The 15554-nt window shown below is 41.4% G+C and carries 16 protein-coding genes; 6 read left to right on the plus strand and 10 right to left on the minus strand.

Translation table 11 applies throughout. From position 1 onward, the window contains the following. Positions 1–29: 29 nt before the first annotated feature. The 3 genes from IQ13_RS07240 to msrB form a co-directional block, all read right to left on the minus strand. The gene (locus IQ13_RS07240; protein ID WP_144885466.1) at positions 30–353 is read right to left on the minus strand and encodes a type II toxin-antitoxin system RelE/ParE family toxin; all 324 of its coding nucleotides are present in this window, start codon (positions 351–353) and stop codon (positions 30–32) included. After that, complete coding sequence (locus tag IQ13_RS07245) at positions 337–585, minus strand: hypothetical protein (RefSeq protein ID WP_144885467.1); 249 nt, start codon at positions 583–585, stop codon at positions 337–339. Before IQ13_RS07245 ends, IQ13_RS07240 begins: the two co-directional genes overlap by 17 nt. A 146-nt stretch (positions 586–731) precedes the next feature. Then, a complete protein-coding gene (gene msrB, locus IQ13_RS07250; RefSeq protein ID WP_144885469.1) occupies positions 732–1301 on the minus strand; it encodes a peptide-methionine (R)-S-oxide reductase MsrB in 570 nt (189 codons plus the stop codon). A gap of 184 nt (positions 1302–1485) precedes the next feature. Here msrB and IQ13_RS07255 point away from each other — a divergent pair, with 184 nt between their 5' ends. From IQ13_RS07255 to IQ13_RS07265, 3 genes are all read left to right on the plus strand, one after another. Beyond that, positions 1486–2067 (plus strand): adenylate kinase, encoded by a 582-nt coding sequence (locus IQ13_RS07255; protein WP_144885470.1) that lies wholly within the window; start codon positions 1486–1488, stop codon positions 2065–2067. A gap of 76 nt (positions 2068–2143) precedes the next feature. Further along, positions 2144–2584: a nuclear transport factor 2 family protein gene (locus IQ13_RS07260; protein ID WP_144885472.1), complete on the plus strand. Its 441-nt coding sequence runs from the start codon at positions 2144–2146 to the stop codon at positions 2582–2584. Positions 2585–2637: 53 nt separating this feature from the next. Then, a complete protein-coding gene (locus IQ13_RS07265) occupies positions 2638–3408 on the plus strand; it encodes an SDR family oxidoreductase (RefSeq protein WP_144885474.1) in 771 nt (256 codons plus the stop codon). Positions 3409–3539: 131 nt separating this feature from the next. Here the strand turns inward: IQ13_RS07265 and IQ13_RS07270 are convergent, their stop codons facing one another. The 7 genes from IQ13_RS07270 to IQ13_RS07300 all read right to left on the minus strand — a co-directional run bounded on the left by IQ13_RS07270 (position 3540) and on the right by IQ13_RS07300 (position 12884). Next, the gene (locus tag IQ13_RS07270) at positions 3540–4376 is read right to left on the minus strand and encodes an arsenite methyltransferase (protein ID WP_144885476.1); all 837 of its coding nucleotides are present in this window, start codon (positions 4374–4376) and stop codon (positions 3540–3542) included. A gap of 32 nt (positions 4377–4408) precedes the next feature. Beyond that, positions 4409–4741, minus strand: a complete 333-nt coding sequence (locus IQ13_RS07275) for an ArsR/SmtB family transcription factor (protein WP_144885478.1) — start codon at positions 4739–4741, stop codon at positions 4409–4411. A gap of 232 nt (positions 4742–4973) precedes the next feature. Further along, entirely contained in the window at positions 4974–5771 is a 798-nt protein-coding gene (locus IQ13_RS07280) for a TIGR00266 family protein (protein WP_144885479.1), read from the minus strand. A gap of 121 nt (positions 5772–5892) precedes the next feature. Next, positions 5893–9462 (minus strand): efflux RND transporter permease subunit, encoded by a 3570-nt coding sequence (locus tag IQ13_RS07285; protein WP_144885481.1) that lies wholly within the window; start codon positions 9460–9462, stop codon positions 5893–5895. 92 nt (positions 9463–9554) lie between these two features. Then, the gene (locus tag IQ13_RS07290) at positions 9555–10721 is read right to left on the minus strand and encodes an efflux RND transporter periplasmic adaptor subunit (protein WP_144885483.1); all 1167 of its coding nucleotides are present in this window, start codon (positions 10719–10721) and stop codon (positions 9555–9557) included. 30 nt (positions 10722–10751) lie between these two features. Further along, positions 10752–12167, minus strand: coding sequence for a TolC family protein (locus IQ13_RS07295; RefSeq protein WP_144885485.1), 1416 nt, complete (start codon positions 12165–12167; stop codon positions 10752–10754). Between the two features lie 87 nt (positions 12168–12254). Next, on the minus strand, positions 12255–12884 hold the full coding sequence (locus IQ13_RS07300) for a TetR/AcrR family transcriptional regulator (protein WP_158637346.1): 630 nt from the start codon (positions 12882–12884) through the stop codon (positions 12255–12257). Positions 12885–13025: 141 nt separating this feature from the next. On the opposite strand from IQ13_RS07300, the gene IQ13_RS07305 reads away from it, so the two are divergent. The 3 genes from IQ13_RS07305 to IQ13_RS07315 all read left to right on the plus strand — a co-directional run bounded on the left by IQ13_RS07305 (position 13026) and on the right by IQ13_RS07315 (position 15468). After that, the gene (locus tag IQ13_RS07305) at positions 13026–13673 is read left to right on the plus strand and encodes a DUF502 domain-containing protein (protein ID WP_242009493.1); all 648 of its coding nucleotides are present in this window, start codon (positions 13026–13028) and stop codon (positions 13671–13673) included. An 8-nt stretch (positions 13674–13681) separates the two neighbouring features. After that, positions 13682–14647 (plus strand): zinc dependent phospholipase C family protein, encoded by a 966-nt coding sequence (locus IQ13_RS07310; RefSeq protein ID WP_144885491.1) that lies wholly within the window; start codon positions 13682–13684, stop codon positions 14645–14647. Positions 14648–14751: 104 nt separating this feature from the next. Further along, positions 14752–15468 (plus strand): 3-ketoacyl-ACP reductase, encoded by a 717-nt coding sequence (locus tag IQ13_RS07315; protein ID WP_144885493.1) that lies wholly within the window; start codon positions 14752–14754, stop codon positions 15466–15468. Positions 15469–15554 lie beyond the last annotated feature (86 nt).

Here is a 15554-nt window from a genome sequence, read left to right on the forward strand (position 1 = left end):
GAAAGGGATAAAGACCTAAAGATTGGAGTTTATCTTCTTCTACGGATAACAGACTTAAGATTCTGAGGGTTTTGCCTGTTGTTGAAAATTGCGATGATTTCTATGTTTCTTACTGATGGCTTGTAGATGATAAGCGTTTTCGGATGAATTGCGTATTTGCGGAGATTCTTTCGTTTGTTAAGGATTGGGAAAAGGCGTGGTTGATTTGCTATGACAGATAAAAAAGCAATCCACTTTTTATGAAATTTTTCGACAGCAGATTGACCGAATTCTGTTTGCAGGTATAGATAGAGCTCATCGAGCTCTTTGGCAGCTAATGGTGATAGAATTATTTGCTTAGGCTTTAATGCCATATTTTTTTGCTAATGATGCAGTTACTTTTTTGGCACTGATTCCTTTACCTTCTTTTAATTGTTTGATACCAAGATCAATTTTTTTCTTTTGTTCAGCTGATAAATCAACCCATGAAGGACTGCCTTTTTGCTGACTTACCATTTTAAATACATCGTACATGCTTTTGATGGTACTTTCATCAGCTTTATCTAGTTCCTTTAATAACTCACTTTTCATTTGTTTAATACTCATCTGACTGAATTTTATACAAATTACCTCTCTTCCAGCATAAAAAAAAGCCTTCCTGTTTCTTTTCTGTCTTTGTTCCTTTGTAGTTCAAAAAACAAAAAGCGAACCCATACAGATTCGCTTTCGTTGATAATTATCTCTAACAGTACTTATCCTTTCTTCTCATTAAACTTCTTCTCGGTTTCTTTTGCTTTTTCAAAATCCAGAATAACACCGTTAATGCAGTAACGCAAACCTGTTGGTGGCGGACCGTCTTCAAACACATGACCCAGATGCGCTTTGCAACGGCCACATTGCACTTCGGTACGCTGCATACCATGACTGTTGTCGGGTGTGTAAATGATGGATCCTTTGCTGATGGGTTCATAAAAGCTCGGCCATCCGCAACCACTGTCGAACTTTGTATCGCTCTTAAACAATGCATTGCCGCAGGCCGCACAATAATACGTACCCACTTCATCAAATTTTTCAAACTTACTGGTCCATGGGCGCTCCGTACCTTTCTGGCGGGCAATATAATACACATCTGAAGGCAGAATTTTTTTCCATTCTTCTTCGCTCATGTTTACTTTACTGGAATCTGTTTTGGAATAAACAGGGTTTCCCGGTTTTTTCGCTTCACTCATAGTATTCTTTTTTACGTTCGGTTGACTTGTTTGTGCTTCGCAACTTACCAGTACCAGGCTCAGCAATACAAGCATACTAACAATTCGTTTCATGCCAATTTCATTTGATTGAATAAAGTTACGTAGGTTCTTATACTAACGGATGTCTGTTAAACGACAGATACCGACTCTTAACAAACCTTTGTTTTAAACAAATTCCAATCAAAATAAGTTCAGTTTGCAGATTTTTAAACGATGCTGACTATATTTACAGCCTCACTAAGGTAGTTACGTGCTTATGTTTAATTTGATTCTGTTTGGCCCTCCCGGTAGCGGCAAGGGTACGCAATCCGAGAAATTAATTGTTGAATATGGTCTCAAGCACTTGAGCACAGGCGATTTGTTGCGCAGCGAAATAGCCGCACAAACACCGCTTGGTATGGAGGCTAAAAAGCTGATGGACAAAGGTCAGCTGGTGCCCGATGAAGTAGTGATTGGTATGATCAGTTCGGCATTGGATGCTAACCCGCAGGCAAAAGGCTTTTTGTTTGATGGATTTCCACGTACGGTGGCACAGGCCGAGGCATTGGATAAATTATTAAAGCTGAAAGGCACACAGATTTCTGCCATGATTGCTTTGCTGGTAAGTGAAGAAGAACTGGTGAAGCGTTTGCTCAACCGTGGATTAACCAGCGGCCGCAGCGACGATACCAACGAAGAAGTGATTCGTGCACGTATTACAGAATACCGCAACAAAACATCGGTGGTGGCCGATTACTATAAGCAGTTTGATAAGTTTGCTGAAGTAAAAGGTGAAGGAACCATTGATGAAATTTTTGCAGCACTGCAAAAAGAAATTGATGCTTATATGGAAGCATAAGCTTCGTTGAAATAAGTGAGCCCTTCGTTTTACGAAGGGCTTTTTTGTGTCAGCAACTTCTCACTATCTTCAGTATATGAAAAGACTTCTATTCCTTTTACTGTTAATTAGTACAGTACATGCATCTGCACAAAAAGCAATGGATGAATCGGCAACCGAAAAATTTGTATTGAAACTGCATGAAGCAAAGTTTCGCTGGATGGTGAACAAACGGCTCGATTCGTTAAACAACATGCTCGATGAGCGTGTACAGTACGTTCATTCGAACGGATGGATACAAAACAAAAAAGAAGTAATTGAAGATATCCGGTCGGGTAAACTTACAATGACGAATGTAAAAGTAACAGAGGCGAAAGCACGGGTATACAAAGGATTTGTGATTGTAAACGGCAAAGGCATCTTCAGTGGTATCATGGACGGCAAGCCGCTGGATATTTCGTTGCTGTATACCGAAGTTTATGCCAAGCGCCAAAACGGATGGCTGTTGGTAAGCCGGCATGCAAATAAATTGCAGTAGAATGTAAAAGTCAGGCCGCTCAAAGCGGCCAGACCTGAAATAAAAAATAGAACATGAATCTTTATTTAAACGATCAGCTGTTTATCGTTGGTGGCGCAACCAGTGGATTTGGTAAAGCAGTAGCACATGCATTACTCAACGAAGGTGCAAATGTGATTGCAGTTGCAAGAGGCGAAGAACAATTACACGAGCAGTACGATATGCACAGCAATGCAGAAGTTGTGGTGGGCGATATAACTGAGTCAACCACCATTGAAGCTTTAAAATATCTTGTTGCCGATCGGGAGCTGCATGGAATGTTGGTTAATGCCGGCGGCCCACCTGCAAAAACAGTGTTGGAAACAACACTCACCGATTGGGATGATGCTTATAAAAAAATATTGCGCTGGAAAGTGGAATTGACACAGGCATTTGTACCTGCCATGATCAATGCAGGCTATGGCCGTATTGTGTATGTTGAAAGCAGCAGTGTGAAACAACCCATTGAAAATTTAGTGTTGAGTACATCGCTTCGGTTAGCTGTCGTTGGCTTTGTAAAAACATTGAGCCAGGAAATAGCCAAAAGCGGAGTTACATTGAATATACTTGGTCCGGGTAGTCATAATACACCCGCTATCGACAGGTTGTATCACAAAAAAAGTGAACAGACTGGTTTGGATTTTGATACAGTGAAACAAGCTGCCATACAACAAATACCAGTTGGCCGTTTAGGTGATGCGGATGATTTTGCATCGCTGGCTTTATGGTTGCTGAGTAAGCACAGTGGGTTTGTAACCGGACAAACAATGATGGTGGATGGTGGAGCCGTACGGTCTACTTTATAAATACACTTTATCGTAAATAGCAACGGAGCGCTTTTAGCGCTCCGTTTGTTTTAACAACATTCGCTGCCGCAGCAGCCGGGATCATTTTGATTTGTGTTCATGATGCTAAGGTTTAATTGTGAAAAAAAGAATTAACAGCAACCACTGCCGGGTGCACAACAAGCTGGTTTTTGTGCATACACGGTGATGGAGAAGATACCTGTTGTTCCGTTTTTAAACGAGGCCAGTTGCTCTGCATTTAAGTAGTTGCTTAAAATATCATCGGGAATTATAATTGCTTTTTCTTTTTGTACGGTAATGTTGGTGAAACCATTTTGTGCAATCAGTTCTAAGTACACTTCTTTCTGAATAGCACCTGCTACACAGCCTGCATACATTTCTGCATCTTTACGTAAGGCATCGGGCAATGCACCAACAAGAACCACATCCGAAATGCTGAAATGGCCGCCTGCTTTCAATACACGAAACATTTCTTTAAACACACCGTCTTTGTTGGGCACGAGATTGAGTACACAGTTGCTTACAATTACATCTGCAGTGTTTGCTGTAACAGGCATGTGTTCAATATCGCCTTGCCGAAACTCCACATTGTTAAAGCCGAGCTTTTCTGCATTGGCTCTTGCTTTATCAATCATGGCAGGTGTAAAATCAATACCAATCACTTTGCCGTTTGCACCGGTTTCTGCTCTTGCAACAAAGCAATCATTACCTGCACCACTGCCTAAATCAATCACCGTATCGCCGGGTTTTATTTTTGCAAACTGTGTTGGTAAACCACAGCCAAGACCAAGATCTGCATCGGGGTTATAACCTTTCAGATTGGTATAATCATCACTCATAATGTTATACACTTCGGTAGAACAACCACCTGCACCACAGCAGGATGATTGATTGGTTTCCTTGTCTTGCAAAGCAATTTCACTGTACTTCTGCCTTACAATTTCTTTCAGTTGTACATCGTTTGTCATGTTGTTTGTTTTTTAATGATGAAGGTTGATGATTAACAGCACTTGGCGTTCGCTTCTTTCAGTTTTTCAAAAAGCGAATTAAAATCGGTATTAAATTTTTCGAATGCTTTCCAGTTGATGCAGTAGCAGCTGCGTGGGCCATCGGTTTCACCATCGATGAGTCCTGCATTTTTTAATTCTTTCAAATGCTGGCTAACCGTGCTTTGCGCCAACGGTAATACTTCTACAATTTCGCCGCAAATACATTGGTTACGTTTGGCCAGTACACTTAAAATCGCAATACGTGCCGGGTGACTGATTGCTTTAGCAAAAGCTGCCAGGTTTTGCTCTTTTGTACTGAACTCTTCTTTTTTATGAACTGCCATTTGTTTTATCGTTTTTATACGATTAATAAGGTGAAAGAAAAAGACGAATCGGATCGTCTTTAAACTTATATCGCAAATATACGATTAGTGGGTTTAGATTTCCAAACAAAAAGCCGGAAAATTTTTCCGGCTTCTGTTTTCGTCATCCCGAGGAACGAGGGATCTGCCCGGCTATTGTGCACCTGTTCAGCAGTTCCCTCCTTCGTCGGGATGACAGGATCAATGAACTTACTTATCTAAATCCATCTCCATCCAGTAAATTACCAATGCCACCTAAGAGACTACCTTCTTCTTTCCTGTTGGTTGTACCATAGGAGAGAATGCGGCTGGCTAATCTTGATACAGGCAAGGTTTGTATCCATACTTTGCCCGGTCCACGCAGTGTTGCAAAGAACAAACCTTCGCCACCGAAGATGGTATTTTTAATTCCGCCTACGAATTGAATATCGAAGTCAACAGTATGTGTATAGGCAACAACACAACCGGTATCGATCTTCACCAATTCACCCGGCTGCAGTTCACGTTCAAATACATGACCACCTGCATGTACAAAGGCCATTCCATCACCTTCCAGTTTTTGCATAATAAAACCTTCGCCACCAAACAAACCGGTACCGAGTTTACGCTGCAGTGCAATACCAACGCTTACACCTTTTGCTGCGCAGAGAAAGGCATCTTTCTGGCAAACAACCGGACCGCCCAAACGTAAGAGATCAAGTGCAATAATTTTGCCTGCATAAGGTGCAGCAAAACTTACACGTTTTTTTCCATGACCAATATTCGTGTATGCTGTCATGAATAAACTTTCACCGGTGAGTAGGCGTTTACCTGCACTGAAGAGTTTGCCTAACACACCGGTTGGTGCATTGGCGCTGCCATCGCCAAAAATGGTTTGCATTTGTATGCCATCATCCATCAACATAAAACTGCCGGCTTCTGCAACGGCTGTTTCGTTCGGATCTAGTTCAATTTCTACGTACTGCATTTCCTCACCTACAATACGGTAATCAATTTCGTGTGCCTGTGCCATGATGATAATTTTTATGTGAAATTACTTTTAAGACGAATATGCCGGTTGAATTATTTTGTTAAACGCAAAAGAAAAACCCTCTCGGTTTTGAGAGGGTTTTTGCAGGAGGTGTTTTTATCAATTATATTTTAGTAGGAACTGTTTTACGTGGTTTACCAAGCCATACTTTCTTTCCTTGTATTGCTCTTCCGAGGTACATGATACCTACAAAGATGAAGAAGAACGGACCGAGGAAACCAAGCAGTGCTATGTACTTCGTACCATAGAATTGTTCCATTGGTCTTCTTAAACGTTCAGAAATGATGTACATACTTGGCACCATAATCAATGTTAAGAAGAAAGCGAAGATCAAACCATAAATGATTGTCCAGCTTAATGGTCCCCAGAATACGACGCTGTCACCACCAAAGAAAATCTTTGGATTAAGGTGCTGGAACAGCGAAACGAAATCGATGTTGAAACCAACAGCCAGCGGTAACAAACCAAGCATGGTAGCAAGGGCAGTAAGCAACACCGGTATGATCCTGATTTTACCTGCCTGGATAGCTGCTTCACGTGTTTTGTACCCACGGTGGCGCAACTCATCGGTAAACTCAATCAACAGGATACCGTTCTTGATTACAATGCCCGCCAAACCAATTACACCTACGCCCAACATGATTGTTGCAATGGTTTTGCCGGTTAATGCATAACCCAACAACACACCAATAATGCTGAAGAAGATTTCAGTAATTACAATGAATGGTTTACTTAAGCTGTTAAACTGTAATACAAGTATCAGGAAGATTAAACCGATGGCAATTACCAACGCTGTTCCAAGAAACGCATTGGTTTCTGCTTCCTGTTCGCTTTGTCCGCTTTGGCGAATGGTAACATCTTCCGGAATACGTACTTTATTTTTAAAGTCATCAATCTTTGTTTTCAGTTGCGCATTAATTGCTGCTGCCTGTGTAGGATCAGCAATATTTGATTGTAACTGAATGGTACGTTTCAGATTCTTACGTTTTACACCACCACTGCTGCTGGTATAATCGAAGCTTGCAATTGCGTTGATGGGCACCTGCTTAATTTGTCCGGTATTAAAATCACGGAATGTGATCTTCATGTTCATCAGGTCGCCGATGTTGTTGCGTTGCAGTTCGTTGTAACGCAACTGAATCTTGTACTCATCTTCGCCTTCTTTCAACTTACTTACTTCTTTACCAAACAGGGCAGTGCGTAATTCCATACCTACCTGTGCAGTACTAACACCTTCAATCAATGCACGCTCACGATCAACATGCACGGTAATTTCAGGATTGTTCAGATCAACATCCATCTGCAGGTTATCAATACCTTCCACACGGTTTGTATCGAGGTAGTTGTACAACTCTGTTGCAACCTTCGCAATATTGTTGAAGTTGTCACCTACTACTTCAATGTTTACCGGAGGATCTGTGGGCGGACCACCATCTTCTTTTTCAACGCTGATAGCTGCACCCGGAATACCTTTAATACTCCTACGGATTTCATCGATGTAAACCTGGGTTGATTTGCCATGACGTTTTTCATATTCCACAAACGACACTTGTATACGTCCAAGATTGGCTTGTGTACTACGGTTATTATCACGTGGGTTATTGGCACTTACCGCAACGTTGGTAATAATACTTTCAACAATTGAACCTTCTTCACCTGGTTTTTCTTTCTCTAGAATTTTGTACACTTTCTTTTCCAGTAAAGTGGTTACTGAATCGGTATACTTAACGTCTGTACCAACAGGCAATTTCAAATACACATAGATAAAGTTCGGATCGCCACTTGGGAAGAAGGTAGAAGAATTACCTCTTGCCAACAGTAAAGCAACCGAAATAGGGAACAATACGAACAGCGATACCAATGCCCATGCAGGTCTTGTTCCTTTCAATATCCAACGCAGGAGTTTTTCGTAACGGTTCATTAAACCGGGGAGAATACGTTCCTGGAAGAAATAGATGGTATCACGCAACACATAACGGTTAAGCACACCCGCCAGAGCCATAAAGAACAGGAAGTTACCGGTACCGTGGTTACCTAAAACATGGTTGGCAATACCCACAATCCAGAATGCCCACCAATGCCATTTACGGAAGATGGCACTTTTCCTTTCATCGTATTCACGGCCTTCAGGCTTCATAAAGCTTACCGCAAATACAGGGTTGATGATGAACGCAACAATCAATGATGCAGCCAGTGTTAAAATGAGCATCACCGGCAGGTAAATCATAAACTTACCAATGATACCTTTCCAGAACAACAGCGGGAAGAATGGCGCAAGTGTTGTAGCAGTACCTGCCAACACCGGAATAAATACTTCACCTGCTGCTTCTTTTGCACTGCGTATTACCGGTACTCGACCGTTATGATAAATACGGTGTGTATTTTCAATTACCACAATCGCATCATCCACAATAATACCCAAACCAAACAGTAACGCAAACAACACAATAAAGTTGAGCGTTACGCCTGTACCAACAATGTAATCCGCTACCGGTAAAAACAGGAAGGCCACAAACACACTCAACGGTACACTCAATGCCACAAAGAAGGCATTGGTAACACCCATGAAGAACATAAGGATAAGCAATACTAAAATAAAGCCGATAACAATGGTGTTCACCAATTCGTTAAACGATGTTTTGGTTTGCTTACTCTGGTCGCCGGTGAATGTTATTTTTAAGTCTTTCGGTAAGATGTCGTTCTTCTGCATTTCTTCTACCGAAGCCTTTACATTATCTGCTGCGCTGATGAGGTTTTCACCACTGCGTTTAATAATGTTGAGCGTAATTACATTCTTACCGTCTAAACGGGCAAAACTTTCTTTTTCTTTAACAGTGTCTTTAATGCTTGCAATATCCTTGAGGTAAACAGGCGCACCGTTTACACCTTTTACAATGATATTGTTCAGATCGAAAGAGCTGTTGAACTGACCACGTACACGTACAGTACGTTTTTGTGTACCAATTTCAATTAAACCACCTGTGATATCATTGTTCTCACGGGCAATGGCACCTTCAATATCTGCAAACGTAATACGTGCACTTGCCATGCGGTAAGGATCTACGTTTACCTGTATTTCACGTTCAGGCGCACCCACAATATCAGCACGTGTAATTTCTTTCAGCTCTTCAAAACGGTCCTGCATTTTTTCTGCATACTGTTTCAGTTTTACAGGATCGTAATCGCCACTCACATTCACATACATAATCGGCATTTCGCTGAATGCAAATTCCTGTACATCCGGTTCTGCAGTAAGATCCTGCGGTAAATCGGTTCTTGCTTTATCTACCGCATCTTTTACTTTTTGCTTGGCGAGATCGGTTTTTACGTCTGTATCAAACTCCACAACAATTAATGAGAAATCGGTTTGTGAAGTAGATTGTACCTTAATAACACGTGCACCACTGATACTCTTGATTTGCTTTTCGATGGGGCGTGTTACCAGGTTTTCAATATCGGCAGGGGAGTTACCTACATAAATGGTAGCCACCGAAATGGTTGGTACCACGATATCAGGAAACTGTTCTTTGGGCAGCGTATTGAATTTAAACAAACCATAAGCCGTAATAAGGATGGTGATGATATAGATCGCCGTGCGATTATCAACACTCCAGCTGGTGGGTTTAAATTCTTTAAACTTTTTGCTGAGCCCTTCTATTAAGTTTGATTGCATATAATAATAAGATTATATAGTCAGCATTTGGTTAAGAACAACAGTGTACACAGGTACAATGAAACATACCGTGATCTGCTGTTGCAGTGAAATTATCCGATAGTTACAACTTGTTTATCGTACACGGTTTGATAACCTTCGGAAATAAGTTGCATACCTGCCTGCAAACCGGCTTTGATCTCAATCTTATCGCCATACGATTCACCAACTACAACTGGTTTCTTTACGGCAACGTTGCGACCCTTGCTGTCTTTCTCCACTACATACACATACTTTCCTTTATCGTCGGTTTGTACAAGGTTTACAGGTATAACAATTGCATTTGGCGCATCGTAATCTTTAATACGTACTGCAGCTACAGAATTCGGACGAATAGTACCACCCGGTACCGCAGCTTCAATTGTAAATGTGCGTGAGCTGGGATTAATGATTTGCGATGCAAGTCTTACAGTAGAGTTGAATGACTTTCCAACATCAGGAAGTGTAACGATCACTGGACTGCCAACACGCACACGTGTCATGTAATTTTCAGGAACTTCTACCAGTGCTTTTAAGGTACTGTTATTGACAATGCGTATTTGCGGACCCATTGCGTTTGCACCAACAAACAGTTCGCCTACTTTGATATTCACCTGGTCGGCAATACCGGTTACAGGAGCATAAACAGTATAGAGTTTAATTTGCTCGTTTGCAGTTGCAATTTGTTTCTCCAACGCTTCTACCTGTGTTTTTGCCTGGAGCAGTTGTACTTCCGATCCAATGTTCTGATCCCACAAATTCTTTGTACGGTTATACAGTTCTTTTGCCAGTGATAATTGTGTTTCGTAAATCTTTACTTGCTGACGAAGTACTTTATCATCGAGCTTTAACAGCAGCTGACCTTTCTTTACGTTTTGCCCCTGCTTTACATACAATTCAGTAACAACACCGCCCTGTCCGTTGGGAGGAGCTACATACGAAATGTCGTCTGCATCAATTTTTCCCTGCAGATCGATGTAGTGCGAAAAATCTTCAGTTACAACAGGCAGTACTGCAATCAGCTTAGCTTTTTCGCTTTTACCGGCTGCGGTATCCAGCTTGGCAATTTCTTCTTCCAGTGTTTTAATTTTTGTAGCAAGTGTTACCTGCTCTGTCTTCAGCTTTTCCAGCTGTGCTTTTTTATCGCCCAGTGAACCTTTTTTCTCTTTCGCTCCGCCGCCGCAGGCTACCAGCAATACGGCAAATCCTGCGATGATTGTGTATTGAAATATGCGTTTCATATTTTGTTGTTTATAGTAATGGTTTGATGATTAGTTTAATTGGCCAATGGATTTAAAGTAATTGATACGTGCAACAACGGCATTGTACAATGCATCGAAGTAATTGCCTTGTGCTCTTTGTAATTCTGTATCGGCTTGTAATACTTCAAAACTGCTGCCTACGCCTTGCTCATATTTTTTCTTGGTGGTATTGTACACACGTTCGGCCAACTCAAGATTGTTCTGCTGTGCATCCATATTTAAAATAGCATTGCGCAGATTAATCTGTGCCGATGTTTTTTCAAGATCGATCGCCTTCTTTACATTGTCGAGTGTGTTGGTTGTTTTATCCAGCGTGTATTTTGCCTGCTGAATTTTATACTTGCGCTGCATACCATCGAATATGGGTACACTCAGGTTTAAACCAATAAGATTGGAGTTGAACCAAAACCAGTTTTGACCGGTGAAAGCAGAAAAGTTTTTGTTAAGCTGACCCTGTTGCTGAAACTGGTAAAAGAATGCCAGCGTAGGTGCATACCCCAACTTCTGACGTTTGACATCCAACTGCTGCAGTTTTTGTACCGTGTTGAGTAAACGTACTTCGCTGCGGTTGTTGTAATTGAACGAACCATCATCGAGGATGTTTTCTTTTACTGTTTGAGTAGAGAGTTTTTCAGTTAAAACAATTTTATCGCCCTGGCTTAAACCCATGCTGAATTTTAAAGCAGCATAACCCAGCTCAATCATATTCTTCAGCTGCGTTTCGGTTGATTTGGTGTTGTTAAAGCTTACGGTTGTTTTATCAATATCAAGCTTTTCAATAAAACCGTTTTTGAAGAGTTGCTCCTGGTCGCTCAGTAATTTTTGAAAACGTTGCAGACTTACTTGCAGTACTTCGAGTTGCTGCTCGGCAATCAACACCTGGTAATAGGCTTTCTGCACCTGCTCACGGGTTTTATCTTCCTGTACTTTGATGTTTTCTGTTGCATACGCAATAGAAGTTTTGCGGGCAATCAGTCCTACAAATACATCAGGTTGAAATAAAAGCTGGTTTAAGCTTACACCAGCAGTTACGTTCCAGGGCTGTACAAAAGAAAATTCCTGTACAGTAAATTCCTGTTTTGCCGGAATGGTATTGCCGCTGCCGTCTTTTACTCCTTCCTGGTTTAGTACACGGTAAATGTCTGTACGTCCGGCACTCGGGAATAATACTTTCGGCAATGTGAGATAATGTGCTACTTGCGCACTGCCGCTTACCTGTGGTAAAGCGGAGCCAACAATTTCTTTGTTTTGTGCTTCCTGCTTTGCAGAATCGATGCGAAGGTTTTTGAGATCGGCTACATTTTTTAATGCAAGATCTACGGCATCTTTTACGGTGAGCCTGTATTCTGTTTGCGCTTTGGTTGTTTGGAAACCAAGCAGCAGCAGTGCAAACAGGAGCCACTTGTTTCTTTTTGTTTTTTTCATCGCTTGTCTTTAGTTAGTGATAGCCATATAACCATTTGCCCGGCAACTCAGCTATAAGTATGCTCAGCAATTTGGTTAGTATGGATGTTAAGGTTTACTATGTTGTTTCTTTTTATACTCTTCTTTGTATTTCATAATCAGCTTATGTCCTTTTGATGTAGATAAGCCAAACAGAAAATGTTCCATTGTTTCACGTGTCAGATCAATGAGGTTGAACTTGCCGGGTGCAGATGCGGCCATTGCAAATGGTATCATCATTGTTTCTACCCGGTAGCGGCTCATTACTTCTACCGATATATCTTCCCTGTATAATTCCTCTTCAATTCCTCTGCGGATGTTATGCGCAACAATCTCATACAGGAATACTTCTTTCATTTTCCTGAACCGTTCAAATGCTTTTGGATGAAATTTTTCTGCATCGTACAACACTACCGGGTTCAGGTTGGCAAACTGTTCGTACATGCGCTCCAGCGTAAGAAAAATTTCTTCAACAGCGTTGCGTGCATTGTTTTTACACATTTCGCACTTGTGCTGGGTATAGTTTACCTCATCATCCATCACGGCAGTTACCAGTTCATCTTTCTCCGAAAAAAACTGGTAAATGGTCTTCTTGCTCATGCCCAGCTGTGCAGCAATATCATCCATCGAAACCGACCGGATGCCGTACCGCAAAAAGAGTTCATGCGCTTTCTTCTGTATTCTTTCTTTTGTTTCCATACCGAAAATCGGGTGCAAAACTATGGAAACTTTTATCGTTGCCAAAGTTTCCATCTTCTTTTTTTGCCATTCGTCACAAAAAATTAACCATGGCAAGCCGCAGCCGAAAGCTGTATTTTTGATAACGATAAATCAATGAGCATGTTTAAATCCTTTAATTATAAGCGGTTATTTCAATATTTTCTCCAAGGCTTACTGGTGTTAGCACCCATTGTTGTTACAGCTTATGCTATTTACTGGATTGTTACGAGCATAGACGAACTGATACCCATTTTTACTTTTACCGATGAAACAGGAAAAGTAACTGTGCGGAATTTTGGGTTGGGGTTTGTATTAATTGTTGGTGCTATTTGCCTGGTGGGTTACCTCAGTACCTTTTTTATCCAGAGCCGTATTTTTAATTTGTTTGATCACTGGCTGGAAAAAGTACCCGGCATTAAGTTTATTTATACAACAGTTAAAGATTTTTTTGAAGCCTTTGCAGGAGAGAAGAAAAAGTTTAACCGTCCGGTGCTGGCAAACATTGACGATAACGATGTTTGGCGTGTAGGTTTTTTAACCCGTGATGAAGCGGATGAATTTGGGTTGAAAGATTATGTGGCGGTGTATGTACCCATGAGTTATTCCATTGCAGGTAACGTGTACCTCATTCCTTCCAGCAGAATAAAGTCGCTTGAAGGTCATTTAACCGGAACGGAGGCAATGAAGTTTGCTATTAGTGGTGGTGTTACCAAGATGGATGAAGAAATTGAAGAAGAAATTAAAAAGGAGGATGAAGCAGTGAATTAATAAAGTGTATGAAAAAAGCTTTATTTGTATTTGCATTGTTACTGTTGGCGCAGCAATGTTTTTGCTGGGGCTTTTTCGGGCACCGGAAAATTAATTATCACGCTGTATTTCTGCTACCACCCGAAATGATCGGGTTTTACAAAACACATATCGATTTTTTAACCGAACATGCAGTCGATCCGGATAAGCGCCGCTATGCCCTGCCTGAAGAGGGTGCCCGGCATTACATCGATATTGATCGTTACGGTACTTATCCGTACAGCAATCTGCCACGCAATTACGACAGTGCTGTTGCAAAGTTTAGTGCTGATTCAGTAAATGCGTATGGCATTGTTCCCTGGTGGGTACAAATCATGTTGGGACGTTTAACCAATGCTTTTAAAGAAAAAAACCAGGCAAAAATTTTAAAGCTGAGTGCAGAAATAGGACATTACATAGCCGATGCACATGTGCCCTTGCATGCTTCGCACAATCATAACGGGCAATTGACCAATCAACAGGGTATACATGGTTTTTGGGAAAGCCGTGTACCCGAACTGCTGGCCGAAAAGGAATTTGATTTCTGGATCGGCAAAGCAGAGCATATCAAAAATCCAGGTCAGTTCATTTGGGCAAGAGTGCTGGAAAGCGCAGCTGCAGCCGATACCGTGCTGCGATACGAAAAAGAGTTAACACAAATAACAGCGCCTGATCAGAAATATTCATTCGAGAACAGGAATGGTATCACCATTCGTACCTACTCCACTTCGTTTACAACTGCATACAATACAAAACTAAACGGCATGGTTGAACGCCGTATACGGCAAAGCATTTATGCCGTAGCTAGTTTTTGGTACACTGCATGGGTTAACGCAGGCCAACCCGATCTCAATAAACTCAACAACAAAGAATTTACTGCTGAAGAGTTAAAAGAGTTTGAAGAGTTAAACAACAACTGGCGAAAGGGGAAAATTGCCGGCAGAGAACACGAGTAGCAGCTTACATTTTCCTTTACAGAAAGATGACAACGATTTGACGTTGTAACACTGCTGCTTGCTTGTAGCTTTGCAGTCCATTTTTTAAAAAAGTAAAAAGACATATGCAATCATTAAAAAACAAAACAGCACTTGTTACAGGTGCAGGTAAGGGAATTGGAAAAGCTGTGGCGTTGGCATTGGCAGCCGAAGGGGTACACGTAGGTTTAATTGCACGTACTGAAAAAGATTTGCAGGCAGTGGCTGCAGAAATAAAAGCAACAGGTGTAAACGTAGCATTTGCTACAGCAGACATCAGTAACCGTGCAGAAGTGGAAACTGCTGTTGCTACAATTACGGCTGCATTGGGCAGCATTGATATATTAATTAACAATGCAGGCACAGGCACCTTTGGTAAGTTTCTTGATCTGGAGCCCGAGCAGTGGGAGCAACAGATAAAAGTAAATCTGTTTGGTACCTATTATACCATTCGTGCAGTGTTACCGCAAATGCTGGAAAGGCAGGCGGGCGATATTATTAATATATCCTCCACTGCGGGAAAGAATGGTGCGGCTGTAACAAGCGCCTACAGTGCATCGAAGTTTGGCGTGTTTGGCTTGGGCGAAAGTTTAATGCAGGAAGTACGGAAACAAAACATTCGTGTAACCACATTAGCGCCAAGTACCATTGTTACCGATCTTGCATACAGTGCCGATTTAATTAAAGGCGATGCAGAACGTGTAATGCATCCCGAAGATTTTGCGGAGTTTATTATTGCACAATTAAAGCTGCATCCACGCATGCTGCTGAAAGAAGCAAGTTTGTTTTCTACCAATCCTTAATAACAGTAGCATTAATAAAAAGGAGCTGCACTGCTGCAGCTCCTTTTTACTACAACATGCAAAGCTGTACATTTGAAAACGCAACA

This window comes from Lacibacter cauensis (assembly GCF_007830055.1).
Classification (GTDB): Bacteria; Bacteroidota; Bacteroidia; order Chitinophagales; family Chitinophagaceae; genus Lacibacter; species Lacibacter cauensis.